The following is a 23,168-nucleotide window of genomic DNA, read 5'->3' on the forward strand; positions in this document are numbered from 1 at the left end:
CGAGGGCGCGGACGGAAACAAGGTCGGCCGTGCCGTTGTCGATGCCCTTGGGGCGGGCAGGCAGGTCGGTACCGGCCGGGTGGACCAGCGTCGTCGGCCGCACGCGCGCAGGGTGACCAGTAGCGCGTCGTCGCCCGCATCGCGGACGTGGAGGCCGTGCAGGAGGGAGATGTCACCGACGGTGGTCCATGTCCGCAGGGAGTTCGGCATGAGGGGGGCCTTCGGTGCTGTGACGACCAAGTGGTGATCGGGAAAGCGGGAGGGCGTGGCGGAAGGAGTGGCGGGCGTGATCAGTCGACGGTGAGGACGAGCTTGCCTCGGACATGCCCGGCGTCGCTGACCTGCTGGGCCGTGGCGGCCTGGTCGAGCGGGTAGGCGGTGACGGTGGTGACGACCTTGCCGGTCGCGGCGTCCTGGGCCAGCGCGGCCAGGCCGACGGCGGAGCGTTCCCGGGGACTGCTGGAGAAGGTGATGCCGAGCTGGTACGCGCTGAAGTCCGCGATGGTGACGATGCGTTCGGTGCCGCCGCGCAGGGTGATGGAGTCCTCCAGGGCTCCCTTCCCGGCCAGGTCGAACACCGCGTCCACGCCGTCGGGGGCGAGCGCCCGGACCCGCTCGACCAGGCCCTCGCCGTAGAGGGTCGCGGTGGCGCCGAGCGCGGTGAGGTATTCCTGGTTGGCGGGGCCGGCGGTGCCGATGACACGTGCTCCGCGGGCCGTGGCGAGCTGGACCGCCAGGGTTCCGACCGCTCCGGCCGCGCCGTGCATCAGTACGGTCTCCCCGGCGACGACGCCGAGCAGGTCAAGGACCCGCTCGGCCGTCGCGCCCGCCGTCGGCAGCGCGGCCGCGTGCTGCCAGTCGAGGCCGGCGGGCTTGGGGGCCACGGTGGTGGCCAGCGCGTATTGGGCGTACGAGCCGGTGTCCGACCAGCCCAGCACATCGTCGCCCACCTGCACATCCCGCACACCCTCACCCAGGGCGTCCACCACGCCGGCGAGCTCGCCACCGGGGATGGCGGGCAGCGGCGTCGGGAACTTGGCCTCCATGGCCCCGGAGCGGATCTTGCCGTCCAGCGCGTTCAGCCCGGCCGCCTTGACGCGGACGCGGACCTGCCCCGGGCCGGGCTGCGGTACCTCGATGTCCGCCTCGTGCAGTACTTCCGTGCCGCCGAAACGGTCGAACTGGATGGCTTTCATGACGACTCCTCTCGTGTCGCCACCCACTTAGGTGGCTGGACACATAACCAACGTAGCAGCAAACATGTGGCTAGCCAAATATCTGCTGCCGCTCGGACTGCGCCGAGATCGGTCGCGGTTGCGTCGGTCTCCTCGAGATGGCGGTTTCGTTTCCCAGGGCCGCCGCGCGAGACGTGGTGGCCCTGGGTGAGGGGTGCTCACTGCTCCAGCGAGCGGCGCGGCACCGCATGGCGCGAGCCGGGTAATGCCGCGCAGGGCATGCACGTGACGCTCTCCGCGATTGCCGCGGTTGCTGTTCGATCTTCAGGCCGCGCTGGATGACAGTGACCGACTCGGCGTTCATCCGCTCGTTGATCTTCGGCCCAGGGATGGCGTGGGAAGCGTGGAAGGTGCCGGGGACGAGGTGGAGTTCGGTGGGTACGCCGGCATCGAGGAGGCGCTGGGCGTAGGCGATGGCTTCGTCGCGCAGCGGGTCGAACTCGCTGACGCAGACGTAGGCGGGCGGGAGGTCGGTCAGGTCCTCGGCGCGGGCCGGTGCGGCGTAGGGGGAGACATCGGGGCCACCCCGACGCCCCGGGCCGCCCAGGTAGAAGTCCCACACGATCGGCAGGTCGGACCCCTTGAGGATCGGCGTGTCGGTGAGTTCGGCCATGGACGGGGTGTCGAGGCGGTCGTCGAAGGCCGGGACGCGCAGGAACTGGAAGCACGGCGTCGGCCCGCCCCGGTCGCGGGCCATCAGGCTCACGGCGGCCGAGAGGTTGGCGCCGGCGCTGTCGCCGCCGACCCCGATCCGCTCGGGGTCGATGCCCAGTTCCGCGGCGTTCTCGACCGTCCAGAGGAAGGCCGCGTAGCAGTCCTCGGGCGCGGCCGGGAAGGGGTCCTCGGGGGCCAGGCGGTAGTCCACGGACAGCACGACGGCCCCCGACTCGGCGGCCAGGGCGTACGTGAGGCCGTCATTGCCGGCGACGTCGCCGCCAATCCAGCCGCCGCCATGGATATAGACGAGCGCGCCGGTCGCTCCCTGGCTGCTCTTGGGTGTGTAGATCCTTACGGGTACCTCCGGCGCACCTGCCGGGCCCGGCACCGCCACATCCCGTACCTCCACGGGAACGGCCGTCTCGGGGCGCTGCATGCCTGCGGCGAACTCGGTGGCCTGCTGGCGGAAGACTGCGGGGTCGTCGTACGCGAGGGTGGGGAGCATCTCCGCGATCGGGGCGAGCTCTGGATCAAAGGCACGGCGCACGGGGGTCTCCTTGGATGAGCGGGTCGCGTATCGCGACCGGGAGGTGACAGACGTTTACGTTTCACTGCATTAGGTGGCTAGGCACATAAACTTAGCAGGAGTATGTGGCTAGCCAAATATTTCGACAGTCTGCTGTCCGAGGGCATCGCGGACCGCGAGAACGGCCACGGTGGCGAAGGCACGGTCCTGCATTTCGTGGTCGCGTTCGGACCAGAGGGCGCGACCGTTCATCCCGGCGTGCGCACCAGGTTCACGAGGTGCTCGACCACTGGGCGGCGGGTCCATGAAACGCACCGGCCGTCCGCAGCGCTTCGCCGACCACGCCCGCACCGTCGCCCCTCAGGGCAGCTGGAACGCTCGACTCGGTAAGACGGCCTGCCCGAAGTCCCCGGCGGGCAGCTCCTGTTCGTGCAGCGGGATGAACGTCGACGTCCAGCTTCGTCTCGTACGGTCCGGGCTGGATGCCAAGCTCGTGCGTGGAGAACTCGCCGAAGCGGTTGATGTGTGTGGGGCGCCGCGGTACCGGCGCCGCATGTCCGCCGTACACGTGATCGGCACGACCTGCTCCAGCTGGGCGAAGCGGTCGATCACGCTCGTGGGTCCAACCGGAGGAGGACCACACGGCGCCGACGCCGGCCGTGGCGAGGAAGGCGACTCCGGCGTGCGGATGTGGCTGGTGGCCGACGATCCGGTCGCCGGGCCGGATGCCGAGCTCCGGAAGTGCGTCGCGAGCGCCGCCGTTCGCTGTCTCAGTTGGGTCCACGACCAGTCGGTCCGGCGGCCGTGCTCGTCGATGGCGATGAGGCCGGGACGCTCGGGGTCGGCTGCCCGGAAGGCATGTCCGACATGGTTGAGCTGGGCCGGGGAGCCGGGTGGCACCGGCCGTGACCCGGTCGGTGAGTGCGGCGCCGGGCGGAGTTCGCGCACCTGCCGTCACGCTCCTCGTGTTTCTCTGGGGGCCCTGCTTTCGTCGGGAGCAGTGGCACCGGGGGATGCCAGTAGCGCGTCCGTCGTGCGCTGGATGTGCGCGGTGAGTTCCGCCACGGCACGATCGGCGTCGCCGGCGAGCGCGGCGTCAAGAATCCGGCGGTGTTCGCCCATGACGTCCCGGCGTGAACCGTCGGTGGCGACGTGCGACCAGCAGCGGTAGACCTCGGAGACTGCCCGCAGGGACTCGGCGAGCCCACGCAGTCGGCCGTTCGGGCATGCCTCGTTGAGCGTCGCGTGGAACCGGGCGTGGGCTTCCAGCCATCCCTCGTTGATGGCGCCCGACGGGTCCGTCGCCGGAGTGGCAGCCAGGGTGTGATGGACCGCCACGAGGCGGGACTGCCACGCGAGGTCGCCCTGGTCGACGGACTGTCGCAGGGCCTGGGACTCGATGGTGACCCTGAGCTCGGTGAGATGGCGCAGGTCCTCCTCGGACACCGACATGACACGGAACCCGAACTGCCGTTCGGAAGTCACCAGCCCCTGCTCGACGAGCCTGGGAAGGACCTCCCGGAGTACGCCGGTGCTTGCCTCGTACCGCTCGCCGAGCAGGGCGAACGGTAGTCGTTCCCCGGGACTGAGACGGCCGTTGAGGATGTCGCTGCGGAGCTCGGCGTAGACCTTCTCCGCCCTCGTCGGCGCTCCGGACCGGCCGGCCTTCGACGGTGCGTCACTGAGCATGTCCTGAAGTAAAGCAGAGCCGGGGCCATGTCGGAACCCCAGCGGAATTTCGAAAACGTATTGACATGCCGAAATACTCGACGGATGTTGATGGCAGACAGCACCGGCCGATGTGGCTCCAGGAGCGAACATGCGCGTGGCATCCGTGGCACAACGTCTCACCGTCCTCACCGCCGACGGCAACGCGGCCGACGTCGCCCAACTAAGCGATCATCGGTTCTCGTCCGATCCTCAGGCCGTCTATGAACGATGGGACGAGTTCCGTGACTGGGTCGCCGACGCGGTCCCCGCAGCAGGGGGAACGGCCGACGCCGTCGTCGCTCCGGACACCCTCGGGCCTCTCGTTCCGGCACCCCGGCAGGTCTTCGCGATCGGGCTGAACTACAACGATCACGCCAAGGAGTCGGGGGTGGCGCTCCCCGAGGCGCCGCCGACGTTCACCAAGTTTCCCACGTGCATCACCGGCCCGTACGGGGAGCTCCTGCTGCCGAGCGGCTCGGTGGACTGGGAGGTGGAGCTCGTCGTGGTCATCGGCCGGGCGGCGCATCACGTCAAGGAGGAGGACGCCTGGGAGCACGTCGCCGGGCTGACCGTTGGGCAGGACTTCTCCGAGCGGAAGGTGCAGCTCACGGGTCCGGTCCCGCAGTTCTCGCTGGGCAAGTCCTTCCCCGGGTTCGGCCCCATCGGTCCGTGGCTGGTCACGCCGGACGAATTCGACGCCCCGGACGATCTGGAGCTCAGCTGCACGATCAACGGCGAAGAGGTCCAGAAGGCCCGCACCTCTTCGATGATTTTCCCGGTTCCCGAGCTGATCGCCCGGCTGTCCGCGGTGTGCCCGCTGCTCCCCGGCGACCTGATCTTCACCGGTACTCCCAGCGGCGTCGGCATGGCTCGGACCCCTCCCAGGTTCCTCTCGCCCGGCGACGTGGTCGTCAGCCGCATCGAGGGGATCGGGGAGATCCGCCAGCGCTGCTTCGCCTGACCCGGGCGCTCAAGCCTCCTTCGCGCCACCTCTCCACTCCATCGCGCCACCTCTCTGCTCAACGACGAGTCCACGAGGAACAGAACATGGCCCTTCACCGTATGGCGTCGGTCACCATCGGAGTGCCCAACGTCGCCGAAACCACCGCCTACTACGCGGAATTCGGTCTCACCGAGACCGCACCCGGCCGGTTCGCCACCCAGGACGGCGGTGAACAGCTCATCCTGCGCCACGCACCCACTCGCCAACTCCTCGCCATCGAAGTCGGCATCGACGACGAGGACGACCTCGGCCGCACGGCGGAGTCCCTGACCAAGCTCGACCTGACGGTCTCCAAGAGCGCGGACACGCTCTCGGTCCGGGAGCCCATCGGCGGCTTCGACGTCACCCTGCGGGTCATGCCGCGGCTCGTCCAGGCGGAACAGCCTCCGACCCCGTACAACTGGCCCGGTCGAGCGGAACGCCCCAACACCCGGGCCCCCGGCATCCTGCGGGAGGGACCGGTCCGGCCCCGCAAGCTCGGGCACATCGTGGTCGGTTCCGTGGACAAGGAGGCCACCCAGCGGTTCTTCACCGAGGGACTCGGCTTCAAGGTCACCGACGAGGCCAAGGGCCTCGCCGCCTTCATGCGCTGCTCGACCGACCACCACAACTTCCTCGTCCAGCAGTCCCCGCTGAATTTCCTGCACCACACCGCGTGGCAGGTCGACGACACCGACGAGGTGGGCCGCGGGGCCACGGCCATGCTGGAAGGCAATCCCGAACGGCACGTCTGGGGCCTGGGCCGTCATCACGTCGGGTCGAACTTCTTCTGGTACCTCAAGGACCCGGCGGGCAACTTCTCTGAGTACTACAGCGACCTCGACTGCGTCCTCGACGACCAGCTCTGGAAGCCGGAGGTCTTCGAAGGAGTCAGGGGTCTCTACAGCTGGGGGCCGCCGCCCCCGCCGTCGTTCCTCCAGCCCGAAGACCTCGCCGCCCTGATGACCGGCGCCCACAGCGCGCCGTGAGGAGATCGAGACGACCGTTGCCGGTCCCCGCCCGCTGAAGCCGCCGGCGGGTCCGTATCCGCATCACCTTCGAGCAGTGGCGCGCGGCGCGCGGTGTTCAGCCTGAACGGCGATGCCATGTTCCACACGGCGAAGGTGTTCGTGCCGGGCATGCGCGAGCGGGGCTGGGGCCGGATCGTCAACATGACGTCGAATTCCGCTGCTCTGGTCGCTCCCGCTTCACGCACTACGTGGCGAGAAAGATGGCCGTGATCGGCCTCACCCGGGCACTGGCCACCGAGTTGGGCGACGCCGACATCACCGTCAACGCCATCCCGCCCAGCCTGGTGCGGACGGCGACGACGGAGGCCGGACCGGCGGAACTGTCCGAGGCGGCTCCGCAGGCGCAGGCCACCCGGCCGCCGTCCGGCCAGGTCGCCAGGCGTATGCGCAAGCACATCCACTGCCGACAAGTTGCGCAAGGTGAACGGCAAGTGGGACATCGAGCACCGCGTACAGACCATTGACGGGCCGGTCCCCACGAGCCGGTGACGTCAGTCCCCACCCGCCCACGGATCGATGAGTTCGGCCAGGTGCAAGCTCTGCCGGTCGGGGGCGAGTTGCCTGACCTGCATGGAGCAGCTGAACCCGTCGGCGAGGACCGGGGTGCCCGGTGCGGCCCGTTTGAGGGCAGGGGCGAGAGCCTGTTGGGCGACCTTCATGGAGACGTCGTAGTGCTCGGACTCGAAACCGAAGGTGCCCGCGACGCCGCAGCATCCCGTGGCCTCGTCGACCTGGGCGACGCCCAGTGCGGCGAGCGTCTTCCGCTGGACGGCGGCACCGAAGGCCGAGTACTCGTGGCAGTGGGTCTGCACGGTGACCGTCGGCGGCATCGTCGGTGGCTGCCAACCGCCGTCGACCCACTCCAGCACGGCTTCCGCGAAGCTGCGGACCCGGGAGGACACCCGCTCGGCCGCCTGTGTGCCGAGGAGTTCCGGGGCCTCTTGCTTCAGCGCGGCCGCGCAGCTCGGCTCGATGACGACGATGGGAGTGTCCGTACCGTCGTCGAGCTTCGAGACGGTCTTGGACAGCACCTTCTTGGCGGTGTCGAGCTGGCCGGTCGTGATCCAGGTCAGCCCGCAGCACACGTCGGTCTCGCAGGTGACCTGGCGGCCGGTGCCGGCCGCGACCCGTGCGGCGGCACCGGCCACCTCCGGCCGGAATCCCTTCGTGAAGGAGTCGACGAACAGGACGACATCGGTACCTCCCGCGCCGCCGCCGAAGTCCGCCAGCTCCTTGCGGAGCCTGCGCCGCGAGGAGAACCAGGGCAGCGCCCGTTCGGTCGTCAGGCCCCCGGCCCGGGCCACGACCTTGCCGAGCGGTGAGGCGAGCACCGCGTTGACCAGCGGGCTGACGCGCCCCGTGAGCCTGAGCCAGCGCGGCAGCCAGCCGAGCGAGAAGTGAGACATGGGCCGCAGACGACCCGCGTAGTAGTGGGAGAAGAACTCGGACTTGTACGTAGCCATGTCGACGCCCGCGGGGCAGTCGTGCGAGCACGCCTTGCACGCCAGGCAGAGGTCGAGAGCCGCGCGGACGTCGTCCGAGCGCCACCCCTCACCGGCGCTCCGCGCGCCCCGGACCATGTCCTGCAGCACTCGGGCACGGCCGCGGGTGGAGTCCTTCTCGTCGCCTGTGGCCCGGAAGCTCGGGCACATGACGCCGCCGGAATCCGCCCGGCACCGTCCCACGCCGATGCATCCCTGGACCGCGTGGACCCAAGGGTCCGTCCCGGCCTCCTCGGCGTCGACGGGGCTGAGTGTGAAGTGGGTGCGCCACTCGCGGTCGGGGACTCCGGCGAGCGCGAGGTTCGCGTCGATCGGGTCCGGCTGGGTGATCGACCCGGGGTTGAGCAGCCCCGAACCGTCCCAGATGCCGCGGTAGGCCTCGAAGGCGGCGAGCACGGACGGGCTGTACATGATCGGGAGGAACTCGGACCTGGCCCGTCCGTCGCCGTGTTCGCCGGAGAGCGACCCGCCGTGCCGCACGACCAGTTCGGCGGCGGCCGCGGTGAAGTCCCGGTACACCTTCCGGCCCGCGTCGGTGCGCAGGTCGTAGGTGATGCGGATGTGCATGCACCCGGCGCCGAAGTGCCCGTACATGATGCCCGTCAGCCCGTGCTCGTCCAGGAGCCCACGGAAGTCGGCCAGGTAGTCGGCGAGATGTTCCGGCGCGACGGCGGAGTCCTCCCACCCCGGCCAGGACTCCCCGCCGCTCGCGGGCCGCGACGACAGACCGGCACCGTCCTCGCGCACCCGCCACAGCGTCGCCCGCTCGTGAGGGTCGGGAACCGCGCGGCCGTCCACCAGGCGCCCGCCCGCCTCCAGCCGTTCGAGCAGCAGGGCGGCATCGGCGGCCACGTCCTCCGGACGTTCTCCGTCGAGGTCGACGTAGAGGAACGCCCTGCCTTCGGGCATGCCCTGGACGGAGTCCGCGCCGCGGCGCAGCCGCATCGTGTCGACGATGACCTCGTCGATGCCTTCCACGGCGGCGGGTGAGAACTCCAGGATGGTGGGGATGTCCCGTGCGGCGTCGACGACGTCCGCGTAGCCCAGGCACACCAGGAGCGCGCTCGGAGCCTTCGGTACGAGCCTCATCCGGGCCCGTACCACGAGGGCGCAGGTGCCCTCCGAGCCGACGAGTGCCCGGGCGACGTCGAAGCCCTTCTCGGGCAGCAGGTGCGAGAGGTGGTAGCCGGACACCTGCCGCTGGATGCGTCCCAGCTCCGTGCGGAAGGGGGAGAGGTTGGCCCGTGCGAGCTCCTTGAGCTGCTCGCCGAGCTCGAAGGCCCTGGCCACCGCGTGCGCGTCCTCGGGGTCGGTCGCGCGCAGTCCGCCGGCGAACGCCGTGAGCCGTACGCCGTCCGAGGTGACGATGTCGAGTTCGACCACGTGGTCCGACGTCCGTCCGTACCGCACGGAGTGATTTCCGCACGCGTCGTTCCCGACCGCGCCCCCGACCGTGGCGCGGGTCTTCGACGAGGGGTCGGGCGCGAAGGTGAGGGCGTCCCCTGTGGCGCGCTCCACCTCGCGGCTGAGCACCGAGAGCACGGCTCCGGCATCGACATCGGCGGTGCCGGACGTCTCGTCGATCGTGTGGATCCGGTTCATGTGGCGGGAGAAGTCCACGACCACGCCGGGACCGATCGCGTTGCCGGCCATGGAGGTTCCCCCGCCCCGGCCGACCGCGGGCGTACCGGTGGCGGCACATGCCCTCACGACCGCGACGACGTCGTCGACGCTGCGCGGGAAGACGACGGCCAGCGGTGGGACGCGGTAGTTGGACGCGTCGTAGGAATACGCGGCGAGTTGGAGTCCCGAGGTCTCCACGGACACGCCGGCCGCCTCGATCCTCGACAGGACGTCCATGGGGCCAGTCATGTCAGCGCCCGTCCTCTCTGCCCGCGGGCGCAGTGGACGCCGGTCGTCGTGCGACCGGACGCACCCAAGGTCACTCGTCCGAACGCTACCGAGTGACCTGTCTCCCTGCTTTCGGTAGACGCACCAGCCATCAGCCGAGCCCTCGGCTTTTCACCAGTGTCTGCCGCCTCGCACGCATGCCTAGCCTGAAGGGCCAGAGGCCGTGACAACGGAGCGTGACTATGCCGACGCATCTGACCCACTGGGGAGCTTTCGAAGCGCAGACGGACGGACGGTCACTGAGTTCGGTCCGGCCGTGGTCAGGTGATCCTGATTCGCGCGACCTCATCCACAACGTGGCCTCCGCCCAGCACCACCCGACGCGGGTGCTCCGGCCGGCCGTCCGCCTCGGCTGGCTGGAGAACGGCCCCGGCAGTGGCGCGGGCCGCGGCACCGAACCCTTCGTCGAGGTGTCGTGGGGGCGGGCCATCGACCTGGTGAGCGGCGAACTCGGGCGCGTCTATGCCGAGCACGGCCCGTCCGCGGTGTACGGGGGATCGTACGGCTGGGCCAGTGCGGGCCGTTTCCATCACGCCCAGAGTCAGATCCACCGGTTCCTCAACACCCTCGGCGGATACGTCGCCGGATGGAGCGACTACAGCTACGGCGCCTCCGGGATCCTGCTTCCGCACGTGGTGGGGAGCGCCGGCGCCATCATGGCGGGTGCCACCTCCTGGGACGTGATCAGCCGGACCACCGACCTGTTCCTCTCCTTCGGCGGCCTGTCCGAGAAGAACAGCGGCATCAACTCCGGCGGGATCGGTCGGCACCCCGGCCGGGGTGCGATCCAGCGGGCGGTGGCCCGAGGGTGCCGCTTCGTCGACATCACGCCGATCGCGGACGACACGTATGCCGAGGCCAAGGCCGAGTGGATCGCGCCCCTGCCCGGCAGCGACGCCGCCCTGATGCTGGCCCTCGCGTTCGTGCTGGACGCCGAGGACCTCGCCGACCGTGCCTTCCTCTCCACACACTGCGTCGGGTTCGACCAGTTCCTGCCATACCTGCGCGGCACGGTCGACGGCGTCCCGAAGGCCCCTGCCTGGGCGGAGCGCCTGACCGGCGTCCCCGCCGATCGGATCGTGCGCCTCGCCCGCGAAATGGCCGCATCGCGAACGATGATCAACCTCAGCTGGTCCCTTCAGCGCCAGCAGCACGGAGAGCAGCCCATCTGGCTCGGGGTGACCCTGGCGGCGATGCTCGGGCAGATCGGGCTGCCGGGCGGTGGTTTCCAGCACGGCTACGGAGCGACGGCCGACGTGGGGCTCCCCAAGCGGGTGGCCAGTGCTCCCTCGCTCCCGCAGGGACGCAATGCCGAGACGTCGGGGATCCCGGTGGCGAGGATCTCGGACATGTTGCTCACGCCGGGCCGCGAGATCGATTTCGACGGGCGGCGCATCACTCTTCCGAAGATCGAGTTGGTCTACTGGGCGGGAGGAAACCCCTTCCACCATCACCAGGACCTGGCCCGGCTGCGCCGGGCGTTCATGACGCCCGCCACTGTCGTCGTCCACGAGCAGTTCTGGACCAGCACGGCACGGCACGCCGACATCGTGCTCCCGGCGACGATGACGATCGAGCGCGACGACTACGGCGCCGGCCGCAACGACCCGGCCTTCTTCCCGATGCCCGCCCTCACGGAGCCGGCCGGTGAGGCCCGGGACGACTACGCGATCTTCTCCGCCCTCGCGGAGAGGCTCGGCCGGGGGGAGAGCTTCAGCGAAGGCCGAGATGTCATGGGATGGCTTCGCCATCTGTACGACGCGTGGCGGAGCAGGCTCGTGGAGCGTGACATTGAGCTCGTCGACTTCGACACGTTCTGGAGCAGCGAGAACATCTCGATCCCCGTCATCGACAAGGATCAGGTGTTGTTCTCGGAGTTCCGGCGTGACCCCGGCGCGAGTCCGCTGCCCACGGCCAGCGGAAAGATCGAGATCTATTCGTCGACCATCGCCGGGTTCGGCTACGCCGACTGCCCCGGCCACCCCGTCTGGATCGCTTCCGACGAATGGCTCGGCAGTTCCGGCGCCCAAGCCCACCAGCTGCACCTGATCGCGAACCAGCCCAAGACCCGGTTGCACAGTCAGCTCGACATCGGTGACACGAGCCAGAAGGCGAAGGTCGCGGGGCGGGAGCCGCTCCGGATGCATCCCGAGGACGCGGCAGCTCGCTGCCTGTCGGACGGCGATGTCGTGCGGCTCCACAACGAGCGCGGGAGTTGCCTGGCGGGCCTGGTGGTGTCGGACGCGGTCCGGCGCGGCGTGGTCCAGCTCTCAGCGGGCGCGTGGTACGACCCCGATCCTGACGACCCGTCATTCTGCCGCCATGGCAACCCGAACGTGCTGACCGCGGACCGGCCGGCGTCGAGCCTCTCGCAGGCCACGACGGCGCAGCACGCGCTCGTGCAGGTCGAGAAATGGCTGAGCGCCGTCCCGGAGGTGACCGTGACCACCCGACCGCCCAGGCTCCTGGACTCTTCTCACCTCGACGAACTGTCCGGCTGAACCAACGAGGCTCCCGAGCCGATGAGTTGAGACGTCCAACGTCTCTCTCGACGGCTCGGGAGCCTCGTTCGTGTCATGCCTGCCGGCCCCGTCAGACGATGGGAAGCGTGACGAACGACCGGGCCTCCCCGCCGACATGGAGAGTCTGGGACGCGACGCGCATCTCACCCGTGCGCAAACCGTCGGCGGTGTTCAGGTTGCGGTCCCACCGCGGGAAACAACTCGACGTCACCTGAACCCGGATGCGGTGTCCCCTCTTGAACAGCATGCTCGTGGACCACAGGTCGACCTCGACGGTGGACGCCTCGCCGGGGACGGTCTCGACGCGGGTGATGCCGTCGACGACGTTGTAGGAGCGGCCGTCGGGGTGGACGTCGCACAGGCGCACGACCCAGTCGGTCGTGGGGCCGTCGGTCGCCGCCGTCAGGGACGCGGTGATCCGCCCCGTCACCTCGACGTCCTCGGTGAGTACGTCGGTGGTGAAGACGAGGACGTCGTCGCGCTCCTCCACGACGCGCTGGTCGAAGGAACCCGACGGCGGATACGGCATGACGGTGGCGCCGCCGACGGTCGGCACGGGGTTCTGCGGGTCGTACGTGAAGGTGAGCGTTCCCGGGGCCGCCTCGCCGTCGGCGGTCAGCCTGCCGTCGGTGCCGAGCTGGAAGTGCGTGTCGACCGCGCGGCTCAGCGGCCACTCCGGCTCGGAACGCCACTCGCCCGCGCCCATGACGTAGATCTTTACGGGCAGGTCGTCGTTCGGGGCCTCGCCCGTGGTCAGACACGCGTTCAGCCAGTCGAAGGTCAGGCCGAGGACGGACGTGGAGAAATCGATGGCGGCACCGTGTCCCGCCACACCGAAGTTGATGTCGCCCTGCATCCCGGTCTGGGCGATGTGGTTCCAGGGCCCGACCACCAGCTTGGCCCCTGTCCGCTGCGCCGCGGCCGTGTAGTTGTCGATCGTGCCCTGGACGAACAGGTCGTACCAGCCGGCCACATGCAGACTGGGCACCGTGACGTTCTCCTGGTGCAAAGGCACATCACCGGCGGCCATGGACGCGCGGTCCGCGAGGTTCGGCAGATCCCATCGGGCGACGACGGGATCCGTGCCGGTGGGAAGTTCGTGATACGTCGGCCCGGGGATGCCGTCGAAGGCGGCGGCGAGCGCGGCCACCTGCTTCATCAGCTCCTCCTCGTTGTCGGCATAGCGACGAACGAGCACGTCGAAGCCCATCCCCAGCGCCCAGCTGCGCACAAGGCCGAGCTCATACGCGCCACCGCGGAACGCCAGGCCGTTGTCGGTCTCGCGGAAGGTCAGCGAGGGCGCGATCGCCTTGAGCGCCGCGGGCCGCAGACCCGCCGCCTGCCACTGCACGTTGCCCAGATAGCTGATGCCCCACATGCCCACCGCGCCGCTGGAGCCGGGCAGTTGCGCGGCCCACTCGATGGTGTCGGCGCCGTCGGTCGCCTCGTTGAGGAGCGGCACGAACTCGCCCTCGGAGGCGAACCGCCCGCGTACGTCCTGGACCACGGCGATGAGCCCGCGCCGCGCGGCCAGTACAGGGTCCAGGAATTGCAGCTCGTAGTTGTCCGTCTTGTCGTACGGCGTCCGGGAGACGATGACAGGCCACGGTCCCGGTCCTTCCGGACGGTAGACGTCCGCCCGCAGCACGACACCGTCGCGCATCGGGACCGGCACGTCGTACTCGATCGTCACGCCTGCCATTGCTCTCCTCCTACTGGGGTGTCATATACGTGGCGTTCGCACGAGGTTGACGCGACGGCGTCGGACTAGTCGACGTCCGTGACCTTCTGGAGATGGTCGAGGGCGTCGACGTACTCGTTGAGCAGCCGCGTGATCTCGGACTTGACGGTGGTGTGGCCCTTCATGTCACCGACCACCTGGCCCACGGCGTAGGTCCAGTAGTCGAGATCGCGTGCGTGCTCCGCCCGCTTGTAGGAGTAGCCGTTCAGGATCGACTGCATCGGCCAGGACAACGGCGCGGGAGCGGTGGGAGCCTGCCAGGCGTCGATGTACTTCGTACGCAGCATCCGCCCCGGCTTGCCGGTCATGACCCGCGCCAGGAGGGCGTCCTCCGACTCGGCGGCGAAGAGCTTCTCCCGCATTTCCAGGCTGAGTTCGCTCTCCGCGGTCCCGAGCCACAGCGACCCGGTCCACACGCCCTGACAGCCCAGGGACAGCGCGGCGAGGATGTGCGAGCCGCGGGACACACCGCCGGCGGCCAGCACCGGCACGCCGGCCGCCGCCTCCACGACCTGCGGCCACAGCACCATCGACGCCACGGTGCCGACGCTGCCGCCCGCCTCCGTGCCCTGCGCGACGATGAGGTCGACCCCCGCCTCGCGCTGTTTGACCGCGTGCCGTGCGGTGCCGACGAGCGCACCGACCTGGACGCTTCGGGCGTGCGCCGCCTTCACCACCCAGTCCGGCGTGACACCGAGGGCGCCGACGACCAGGCTCACCGAGCTCCGGGCCAGTGTCACCTCGAGCTGGTCACGGCTCTTCTTGTTGGTCATCGCCATTTTCCTGGCGTTCTCGACCATGTAGGCGTCACGGTCCTCGGGAGTGAGGTCGTTCAGCCCGCCGCCGTCCAGCATGTCCTTCACGAACGCCAGGTAGCGGTCCGGGATCGAGGCCAGGTACTCCTCGGGAGTCTTCTCGTCGTCCATCGCCGTGCCGGGGAAGACCAGGTCCACGCCGAAGGGCTTGCCGTCGACCTCCCGCTCGAGCCACTCGATCGACATGTCGAGTTCTCCGGGAGTCATCCATGCGGCGCCGAGCACGCCCATGCCTCCGGCCTTCGTGACTGCCGCGACGACGTCACGGCAGTGGGAGAAGGCGAAGAGGGGGAGCTCGATGCCGAGGCTGTCGGTCACATCGGTTTTCATCGGGAGACCTTCTCGTGGCGGTAGAACTCGTGGCGGTAGAAGTCGACGTGTTCGGGAGCCAGCGGCTCCTTGCCCAGGATCAGGTCCGCGGCCTTCTCGGCGATCATCATGACCGGGGCGTAGAGATTCGCATTGGGAATGACGGGCATCACCGAGGCGTCCACGACGCGAATCCCGTCCAGACCATGAACCCGCATGGTCTGCGGATCGACGACGGCCTCGTCATCGGTGCCCATCTTGGCCGTGCCGCAGGGGTGGTACGTCGTCTCGGCGTCGCGGGCCACCCACGCGAGGATCTCCTCGTCGGTCCTGACATCGGGTCCTGGTGAGAGTTCGCCGCCGTTGAACGGCGCGAACGCGGGCTGGTTCAGCACTTCCCGCGTGACGCGGACACCGTCGATCCAGTCCCGGCGGTCCTGCTCGGTCGACAGATAGTTGAAGGTGAGGACCGGGGCCTGCAAGGGATCGTTCGCACGCAGCTTCACATGCCCCTTCGACTGGGGCGTCTGCGGACCGAGGTTGATCTGGTAGGCGTGCTCCGTCGGCGCGGGCGTACCGTCGTTGCGCACGCCCAGGGCGAGCATCGTCAGCATCTGGTTCGGCATCGGCACGTCGTCGTTCGAGCGGACGAACCCGCCGGCCTCGAAGTGATTGGTGGCGGCCGGACCCTCACGCTTCAGCAGCCACTTGGCCCCGATGCCCGGCCATGACTTCATCTTGAGGATGCCGGCCATCGAGACCGGCTGCGTACAGGCGTACATGACGAACGCTTCGAGGTGGTCCTGCATGTTCTCGCCGACCCCGGGCAGGTCCTCGATCACCTCGATGCCGAGCCGGCTCAGCTCCTTGCCGTTGCCCACGCCGGAAAGCTGAAGGAGCTGGGGCGAGTTGAACGCTCCGCCGCAGAGGATGATCTCCTTGCCGTGGACGACCGTTCTGCCGTCCCGCCGCGAAGCGAGTTCGACGCCCACCGCGCGCTTGCCCTTGAAGACGACACGGCTCACGAGCGCGCCGGTCATCACATCCAGGTTCTTCCGGTCGCGGATGGGCGCGAAGTACGTGCGGGCCGCGTCGTAACGCTCGCCGTTCTCGATGTTGCAGTCGAAGGGTGCGAACCCCTCCTGGCGGTAGCCGTTGACGTCGTCGACCACTTCGTGGCCGGCCTGGCGCGCGGCTTCGAAGAGTGCGCCGAACAGCGGGTTCTGGGCCTTGTGCCGATGGACCGGGATGGGTCCCGAATGGCCGCGGTAAACACCGCGCGGATCACTGCCGACGAGGCGTTCGAGTCGCTTGAAGTAGGGCAGGGTGTGGGCGTAGCTCCAGGTCTCCATGCCCTCGGCCGCGGCCCAGTCCTCGTAGACGAGGGGGTTGGCGCGCTGGAAGAACATGCCGTTCATGGAGCTGGAGCCGCCCATGAGCTTGCCCCGGTAGTGCGCGATCCTCCGGTTGCCCAGCATGGGCTCGGGCTCGGACTTGTACTGCCAGTCGTAGAGCTTGTGGCCCATGACGAAGAGGAAGGCGGCCGGCACCCGCACGGGGTAGTCGAATCTGGAGTGTCGCCGACCGGCCTCCAGAACCAGGACCCGACTACGGCCGTCGGCCGTCAGACGGTTGGCGAGCACACAGCCGGCCGAACCGCCGCCGACGATGATGTAGTCGTAGCCGTCGTGTTTCATGAGACGTCCTCCTTCTCAGGTTCCTGTGTCTTGCCGGTCAACCCAGGTCAGCGAGCAGCGCCGCGACGTCTTTCCGGTTCAGCTTTCCGGTGGTCGCGTTGACCGGGAGGGCGTCGACCACGACGAAGGCGCTCGGCACCTTGTAGGAGGACAGCCTCGCCTTGCAGTACGCCCGCAGTTCGGCCTCGTCCACACCCGACGCGGCACTGGGGACGACGGCGGCGACCACCCGCTGGCCGTAGATCTCGTCGGGCAGGCCCACGACGGCGGCCTGGCTGACCGCCTTGTGCTCGTTGAGGACGCGTTCGATCTCCGAGGGGGAGATGTTGGTGCCCCCGCGGATGATGAGGTCCGACAGCCGCCCGACGACGTACACATAACCGTCCTCGTCGACTCTGACCAGGTCTTTCGTCCGGTACCAGCCGTCGTCCGTGAGCGCTTCGCGTGTCAGCTGCTCGTCCCGCCAGTACCCCAGCATCAGGCCGGGGCCGCTCGAATACGCCTCGCCGACTTCGCCGGGCGGGACTTCGACTCCCTCGGGGCCGAGGATCCTGAGCCGGGAGCGGGGCACGAGCTTCCCGGCCGAGCCCGGCCTGGGAACAGGGTCTGTGTAGGGGTCGTAGGTGACGAGGGGAAGACACTCCGACGCGCAGTACGCGTCGAGCACCGAGACACCGGTCAGGGCCGTCCAGCGGTCGAACACCGCCTCGTTGCGAGGCTCACCCCCCGAGATGCACAGACGGAGCGACTCGAACGCGCGCGTACCCGGGGCCGGATCTCCCACGTGCTGGACGAGCTTGGCGAACGTGGCCGTGACGCCGGCCACGAACGTCGCCCGGTACCGCTCGATCGCCGGAGCGATGAACTCCGGACGCGCCCGCCGTACGACGATGACGGTGCCGCCGCGCAGGAGCACCGCGAGCGAGGTGCTCGCGAGGCCGTACAGCCACGCCATCGGCAGGCAGATGATCGCCCTGTCGTCGGGGGAGAGGTGCCAGACCTCGCCGTAGGTGTCCGCGCAGTTGAAGATCGCGGTGGCGGACACCATGATCGCCTTCGGTCGGCTTGTCGTGCCAGAAGAGAAGCAGATCAGGGACAGCGGCTCCCGCAGGTTCCCGGGGTTGGGGGAGTGGTCCTCACGGACTCCGGCAACGCCGAAGGACGTGATGTCCACGACGGGGGTTCCGGGCGCGCCGGCCTCGACGGCCTCGCGATCGACTCCTTCGGAGACGACGATCAGCGAGGGGTCGCTCGTCTCGATGGCGTAGCGCATGTCGCCCGAGCCCGATGAGGGGTAGACGGTGACGAGGACGCCACCCGCGCGCCACACGGCGAGAGCGGTCATCAGATACTCAGCCGAGCTCTCGGCGACCAGGGCCACCCGGTAACCGGGGCCGAGGCCGGCTTCGAGCAAGGTCGTCGTCCGGAGCTCGACCGCCGCTTGCAGATCGCGGTAGGTGATCGTCGCGTCATTGTCGATCACAGCGGCGCGGTCGGGGTGCTCGCGAGCGATGCGCTCGAAGGCCGACACGCAGTCGCCACGCACGGTGGCCGGCGAGAACGCCATCCATAGCTCCAGTTCCTTGATCGGCGAGGCTGCGCAAGAGCCTCCCGAGTGAGTGGTCGGGCGCCAGGTGATGGGCCACAACGTAGGCGGCGGGGCCACTGGAGGTAATTGGAAATCCTCACTGGCTCCGGCGCTCCGGCCCGTAGAAACTCCGGTGGGATCACGCCTGCGGTTCCGCGGCGGCCACCCATTGTGGAGCTTCTGATGGACTGCTCCGATCCTCTGGGAAGTTCCAATGCGGTCCGGAGGCCGGCGGAGAGATAGTTCCGAAGGATGATCAGACAACCGGTTACATGCCGAACCGACGGACCGATGGCAGGGAGATCGCAACGTGAAACTGGACCAGGCGGATGTGGTCGTGGTCGGCGGCGGCATCGTCGGCGTGTCGACAGCGTACTTCCTCGCGACCAAGGGGCATGACGTCGTCCTCTTGGAGCAGCGGGAAATCGCGTATGGCGCTTCGGGCCGGAACATGGGATTTCTCCACATGCACAACCGGAACGGAGATTTCTCTCTGGCGCTCTCCCGGGCCGGCCGCGCTCTCTACGACGACTTCTCACAATTGCTCGGCCCCTCGTTCGAGTACCGCGCGAACGGCGCGATGACGTATTTCTTCACCGACGACCAGCGCCAGGTCTACAAGGAATTCGTGGAGGACCGCAACAAGCACGGCTTCACCATGGAGCTGCTGGACGGACCGACGGCCCGTGAGGCGGCGCCGATCCTGCCGCCCACCGTCATCGGCGCCACGTTCTGTCCTGAGGACGGCCAGATCCGCACCCCGAAGTTCGTCCGTGCCCTGGCCCAGGAATGCCGTCGCCTCGGCGTGCGCATCCACGAGCACACACCCGTGCTCGGACTGACGCGCGAGGGAGCGAAGGTCACGGGCGTCCGGACTGTCGGCGGAGACGTGTACGCGGACCGAGTGGTCTGGGGTACGGGGGTCTGGTCACGGATGCTCGAAGCGGAGGGCATCCGCGTGCCGATCAAGCCCGAGCGGCTCGGCGCGGTGCTGTTCGCTCCGGTCGAGGAGCACCTCGACAAGATCCTCAATGGTCCCCTGGCCGCCAAGCAGTACGGGCACATTCGGAGTCTCCCGAGCTATCGCGACGAGTACTTCACAGCGCCCTACGAGAATTCGAGCCTCGGGATCGAGCACCTGGAGTGTGTCGCCAAGACGGAGGACGGCAACCTGTTCGTCGGGTGTCCGATGGACTACCCCGAGCAGCTGGACGACCGTATGCCGCTCGGCGGACTGAAGATGACCATCGACGCCGTTCTGGAGACCTTCCCGCACTACCGGGGACTCGGCGTCGAGGGTGTCTGGACGGGGCTCCTGCCGGCCACCGCAGATTCTCTGCCGATCGTGGACGAGGTCGACGAAGCACCGGGCCTGGTCCTCGCCACCGGACACGTGTACGGGAACCTGGCCGGACCGATCACCGGACAGCTCGTGGCCGAGCTGATTTCCGGAGAGGAACTCAGCCTGCCGATCGATGAAATGGCGTTGGACCGCCCGGCACTTCGCGAGAACTCCGACGGCGTGATCCGCTGGTGACCTCGCCGAGGGCAGAGAACGTCCCTACGAGGGCAGAGAACGTCCCGACGAGGGCGGAAAATGTCCCGTTGTCCCCATCAGCTTCTGAGGAGCATGAATTGACCACCAACACTCTCGGCGCGGCACACACCTCGGAGTCCGTTCGATACCTCGACGAGATCGAGCTCGGGCAGACCTGGGTGACGCCAGGCCGGACCGTCACCGAGACCGATGTCGTCATGTTCGGCACTTGGTCGGGCGACATGCATCCGCTCCACATGAATGAGGAGTTCGCGAAGCAGACTCAGTTCGGTGGTCGGCTCTTTCACGGCCCGGGAGTCCTGGCTATGGCGTTCGGCCTGGAGATGGGCCTGGGGTGGAAGAACCCGTCGGCGATCGCCTTCCTCGGAATCCGGGACTGGAATCTGCTCGCGCCGGTGCGCATCGGGGACACCATCAGGGTGAGCGAGGAGATCGTCGAGATCCGGCCCTCCGCGAGCAAGCCCGATCGCGGCATCGTGACCACACACGTCCGGGTCCTGAACCAGAACGGGGAGGTGTGCCAGGAGGGCAGGTGGGTCGTGTTGCTGTCGCGCCGCCCCGACCGGTCGGAGTGAGGTGCCGTGACGCTGCGACTGCCCGAGGGAAAGCGGCTCGCCGTATGTCTGAGCCCGGATTTCGACGCCCACAGCGTCTGGATGGGCACGTTCCGGTCCACGTCCCAGACGGCTCTGTCACGAGGCGAGTTCGGTGCCGTGGTGGGGGCTCCGCGTCTGCTGGACGTGTTCCGCCGCTACGGGATCACCACCACGTGGTGCGTGCCGACGCACACGATCCAGACGTTCCGCTCGGCCGTGGACGCGGTCATCGAGGACGGCCACGAGATCGGAGCGCACGGGGTGTATCACGAATACGTCCCCGCACTGGACCGGGACGAGGAACGGCGGCTGCTCGAACTTCAGCTGCGTCAGCACGAGAAGCTGCTGGGCGCCCGGCCGCGGGGCTACCGTTCGCCGGCCCTGGACGTCACGGACGACACGCTTGACCTGCTGGCCGAGTTCGGCTTCGACTGGGACTCCTCCCTGATGGGACGTGACTTCACGCCCTACCGGCCGCGGATGGTCGTGAAACTCGACCAGGAGAACGGCAACACCTTCGGGCCCGAGAGCCGGGTCCTGGAGTTCCCCGTCTCCTGGTTCCTCGACGACTTCCCGGAGCTGGAGTCCTTCAAGGGCAACGCCCTGATGCAGGCCAACGAGGTCGTCCTCGCCCGCTGGAAGGACAGCTTCGACTTCGCCCACGCGCGCTGCCCGGGCGGAGTCGCGACCTGGACGCTGCATCCCCAGACCATCGGCAGGGCCCACAACCTGCTGATGCTCGAGAAGTTCCTCGACCACGTGACGTCCTTCGACGACGTCTGGTTCCCCACGCTCTCGGAGCTCTTCGACTGCTGGGAAGACGGCTGAACAACCGACGCGAACGACAAAGCGCTCGGTCCGGACCGCGGACCGAGCGCTTGTCGCTGTACTGAGACCGCCCATTGACTTGCAGTTGATACGTCATATATAAAGATGATACATCAACAAAGGGGTCATGGATCATGATGTCAGCGCAGAGTCGGCAGGCGGCACCCGGTGCCTTCACCGCCTTCGCCCGCTTCGTGCTCAGCGGCGGTGGGGTGGGGCTCGCCTCCAGCTTCGCCGTGGCGGCCCTAGCCTCCTGGATTCCCTGGGCCCTGGCCAACGCCCTGATCACCTTCGTTTCCACGCTTCTCGCCACCGAGCTGCACGCACGCTTCACCTTCGACGCGGGCGGGCGCGCGACCCGGCGCCAGCATGTGCAGTCGGCAGGGTCCGCGGCAGCCGCGTATGCGGTGACCTCTGTGGCGATGCTCGTCCTGCACCTGCTGGTGGCGACGCCAGGCGCGGTGCTTGAGCAGGTCGTCTATCTGTCCGCTTCCGCACTCGCCGGTGTCGGGCGGTTCGCGGTGCTGCGCATGGTCGTCTTCACGCGAAACCGCTCGCAGGCCACGGTCCCCCTCCGCACCGTCCGTCCCGTGCACACGGCCATGGCCCGTACCGCGGCTCCGGCCGCCCTCGCGATGGTCCTCCGCGCCGCCTGACCGTTACGCCGGGCGGCCGAGCCGCGAAGCTCTGTTGAGCCGGCTGAGGCAGCAGTCAGCTCACGTCGTGACCACGAGCTTGCCGATGTGTGTGCGCTTCAGCAGCCGTGCCTGGCCCTGAGCCAGGTCCTCCAGAGGGAAAGCCTCCTCCAGCAGCGGCTGGAGCCGGCCGGCCCGGATCAGGTCCACCAGACGGGCGAAGGTCGCCGCGGTCGGATTGGTGATGCCGTGCATCTCGAGGTCCTTGTAGATCAGGTCGCGCAGGTCGATCCTCGTGACCGGACCCGCGATCGCACCGGCGGTGGTGTACCGGCCGCCGCGGCGGAGCACCTTCAGCAGCACGTCGAACACCGGCCCGCCGACGACATCCGCGGCGACATGGGCGCCTCGTTCACCGATGACGCGCTCGATCTCCCGCTGTACGTCCTCGCTCTCACGGGCGACGAACTCGTCCGCCCCGAGTGCGCGAAGCCGCTTCTCCTTGGCGGCGCCGGCGATGGCCACGACGCGTGCGCCGCGCAGGCTCGCCAGCTGGATGAGCGCCGTTCCGACACCGCCGGCGGCACCGGTGACAACGATGGTCTCGCCGTCCGTCAGCCGGGCGCGCTGCAGCATCTCCTCGGCCGTGTCGTACGAGCACGGAAACGTGGCCAACTCGGCGTCGGACAGCGGCGAGTCGATGCGGTGGGCATTGCCCTCGGGCACCGCCACATAGTCCGCGTAGCCGCCGTCGCGCTCGCTGCCCAGGTACTGCACCAGCTGTGCGTGGAGCGGCAGTTCGGCGTCGCGGACCGAGGGGTCCACGATCACCCGCTCACCGATGCGGTCAGGGTCTCCCCCCGGCCCCACGCCGGCGATGCGACCCACCACCGCGGCCCCCTGGATCCGGGGGAAGACGACCGTGGAGCGGTTCCACGAGGATGCCGCCCCGTCCGACCGCCCCTGTAGGCCCAGTTCCTCGGAGACTCCGGACTCGACGACCGCGTCGTACCAGCCCGTCCGCGTGTTGATGTCCGTGTTGTTCATGCCGCAGGCGCCCACCCGGACCAGTACCTCTCCCTCCGCCGGTGCCGGGGTGGGGTAGTCGTCGCGGAAGACGAGCTTGTCGATACCGCCGTGGCCGGTCAGCACAGTGGCACGCATGGTGGCCGGAACGGGGACGGCCGATGCGGAAGGGGCGTTCACCTGTGTACGGGAATTCATGGAATCACTGACGTCCATTTCTCGGCTAGTGTCTCGTGACCCTGATTGTGTTACTTCGAGTTGTTATTGACGAGTTTCTTCACGCTGGTCTGGACGAGTCG

At 68.7% G+C, this 23,168-nt stretch carries 17 protein-coding genes; 8 read left to right on the plus strand and 9 right to left on the minus strand.

All coding sequences use genetic code 11. The features are described from left to right. Positions 1-290: 290 nt before the first annotated feature. The 3 genes from AC5P09_RS47195 to AC5P09_RS47205 form a co-directional block, all read right to left on the minus strand. Entirely contained in the window at positions 291-1,196 is a 906-nt protein-coding gene (locus AC5P09_RS47195) for an NADP-dependent oxidoreductase (protein WP_493879854.1), read from the minus strand. Positions 1,197-1,266: 70 nt separating this feature from the next. Next, entirely contained in the window at positions 1,267-2,439 is a 1,173-nt protein-coding gene (locus tag AC5P09_RS47200) for an alpha/beta hydrolase (RefSeq protein ID WP_493879855.1), read from the minus strand. Between the two features lie 933 nt (positions 2,440-3,372). Then, positions 3,373-4,107, minus strand: coding sequence for a GntR family transcriptional regulator (locus AC5P09_RS47205; protein WP_493879856.1), 735 nt, complete (start codon positions 4,105-4,107; stop codon positions 3,373-3,375). A gap of 130 nt (positions 4,108-4,237) precedes the next feature. Here AC5P09_RS47205 and AC5P09_RS47210 point away from each other — a divergent pair, with 130 nt between their 5' ends. From AC5P09_RS47210 to AC5P09_RS47220, 3 genes are all read left to right on the plus strand, one after another. Then, positions 4,238-5,089 carry a fumarylacetoacetate hydrolase family protein gene (locus AC5P09_RS47210; RefSeq protein WP_493879857.1) on the plus strand — a complete coding sequence of 284 codons (852 nt, stop codon included), beginning with the start codon at positions 4,238-4,240 and terminating at the stop codon, positions 5,087-5,089. Positions 5,090-5,175: 86 nt separating this feature from the next. Next, positions 5,176-6,099 carry a VOC family protein gene (locus AC5P09_RS47215; RefSeq protein WP_493879858.1) on the plus strand — a complete coding sequence of 308 codons (924 nt, stop codon included), beginning with the start codon at positions 5,176-5,178 and terminating at the stop codon, positions 6,097-6,099. A gap of 164 nt (positions 6,100-6,263) precedes the next feature. Next, on the plus strand, positions 6,264-6,605 hold the full coding sequence (locus tag AC5P09_RS47220; protein ID WP_493879870.1) for an SDR family oxidoreductase: 342 nt from the start codon (positions 6,264-6,266) through the stop codon (positions 6,603-6,605). Between the two features lie 27 nt (positions 6,606-6,632). Here the strand turns inward: AC5P09_RS47220 and AC5P09_RS47225 are convergent, their stop codons facing one another. Further along, entirely contained in the window at positions 6,633-9,515 is a 2,883-nt protein-coding gene (locus AC5P09_RS47225) for an FAD-binding and (Fe-S)-binding domain-containing protein (RefSeq protein ID WP_493879859.1), read from the minus strand. 221 nt (positions 9,516-9,736) lie between these two features. Between AC5P09_RS47225 and AC5P09_RS47230 the strand changes: the two genes are divergently transcribed. Next, positions 9,737-12,055, plus strand: coding sequence for a molybdopterin-dependent oxidoreductase (locus AC5P09_RS47230; protein ID WP_493879860.1), 2,319 nt, complete (start codon positions 9,737-9,739; stop codon positions 12,053-12,055). A 91-nt stretch (positions 12,056-12,146) separates the two neighbouring features. On the opposite strand, the gene AC5P09_RS47235 is transcribed toward AC5P09_RS47230, so the two are convergent. From AC5P09_RS47235 to AC5P09_RS47250, 4 genes are all read right to left on the minus strand, one after another. After that, positions 12,147-13,778 carry a CocE/NonD family hydrolase gene (locus AC5P09_RS47235; RefSeq protein ID WP_493879861.1) on the minus strand — a complete coding sequence of 544 codons (1,632 nt, stop codon included), beginning with the start codon at positions 13,776-13,778 and terminating at the stop codon, positions 12,147-12,149. A 65-nt stretch (positions 13,779-13,843) separates the two neighbouring features. Beyond that, the gene (locus tag AC5P09_RS47240) at positions 13,844-14,962 is read right to left on the minus strand and encodes a nitronate monooxygenase (protein WP_493879862.1); all 1,119 of its coding nucleotides are present in this window, start codon (positions 14,960-14,962) and stop codon (positions 13,844-13,846) included. Continuing rightward, on the minus strand, positions 14,959-16,638 hold the full coding sequence (locus AC5P09_RS47245; protein ID WP_493879863.1) for a choline dehydrogenase: 1,680 nt from the start codon (positions 16,636-16,638) through the stop codon (positions 14,959-14,961). The genes AC5P09_RS47240 and AC5P09_RS47245 overlap by 4 nt, the downstream gene beginning before the upstream one ends. A 37-nt stretch (positions 16,639-16,675) precedes the next feature. Continuing rightward, positions 16,676-18,205, minus strand: coding sequence for a class I adenylate-forming enzyme family protein (locus AC5P09_RS47250; protein WP_493879864.1), 1,530 nt, complete (start codon positions 18,203-18,205; stop codon positions 16,676-16,678). A gap of 331 nt (positions 18,206-18,536) precedes the next feature. Between AC5P09_RS47250 and AC5P09_RS47255 the strand changes: the two genes are divergently transcribed. The 4 genes from AC5P09_RS47255 (at position 18,537) to AC5P09_RS47270 (ending at position 21,864) form a co-directional block, all read left to right on the plus strand. After that, positions 18,537-19,763, plus strand: a complete 1,227-nt coding sequence (locus tag AC5P09_RS47255; protein ID WP_493879865.1) for an NAD(P)/FAD-dependent oxidoreductase — start codon at positions 18,537-18,539, stop codon at positions 19,761-19,763. 98 nt (positions 19,764-19,861) lie between these two features. Further along, the gene (locus AC5P09_RS47260; RefSeq protein WP_493879866.1) at positions 19,862-20,359 is read left to right on the plus strand and encodes a MaoC/PaaZ C-terminal domain-containing protein; all 498 of its coding nucleotides are present in this window, start codon (positions 19,862-19,864) and stop codon (positions 20,357-20,359) included. A gap of 6 nt (positions 20,360-20,365) precedes the next feature. After that, complete coding sequence (locus AC5P09_RS47265) at positions 20,366-21,208, plus strand: polysaccharide deacetylase family protein (protein ID WP_493879867.1); 843 nt, start codon at positions 20,366-20,368, stop codon at positions 21,206-21,208. 134 nt (positions 21,209-21,342) lie between these two features. Continuing rightward, positions 21,343-21,864: a GtrA domain-containing protein gene (locus AC5P09_RS47270; protein ID WP_493879868.1), complete on the plus strand. Its 522-nt coding sequence runs from the start codon at positions 21,343-21,345 to the stop codon at positions 21,862-21,864. 60 nt (positions 21,865-21,924) lie between these two features. Here AC5P09_RS47270 and AC5P09_RS47275 read toward each other — a convergent pair whose 3' ends face one another. After that, the gene (locus AC5P09_RS47275; protein ID WP_493879869.1) at positions 21,925-23,049 is read right to left on the minus strand and encodes an alcohol dehydrogenase family protein; all 1,125 of its coding nucleotides are present in this window, start codon (positions 23,047-23,049) and stop codon (positions 21,925-21,927) included. Positions 23,050-23,168 lie beyond the last annotated feature (119 nt).

It is taken from the genome of Streptomyces sp. a15 (assembly GCF_059026085.1).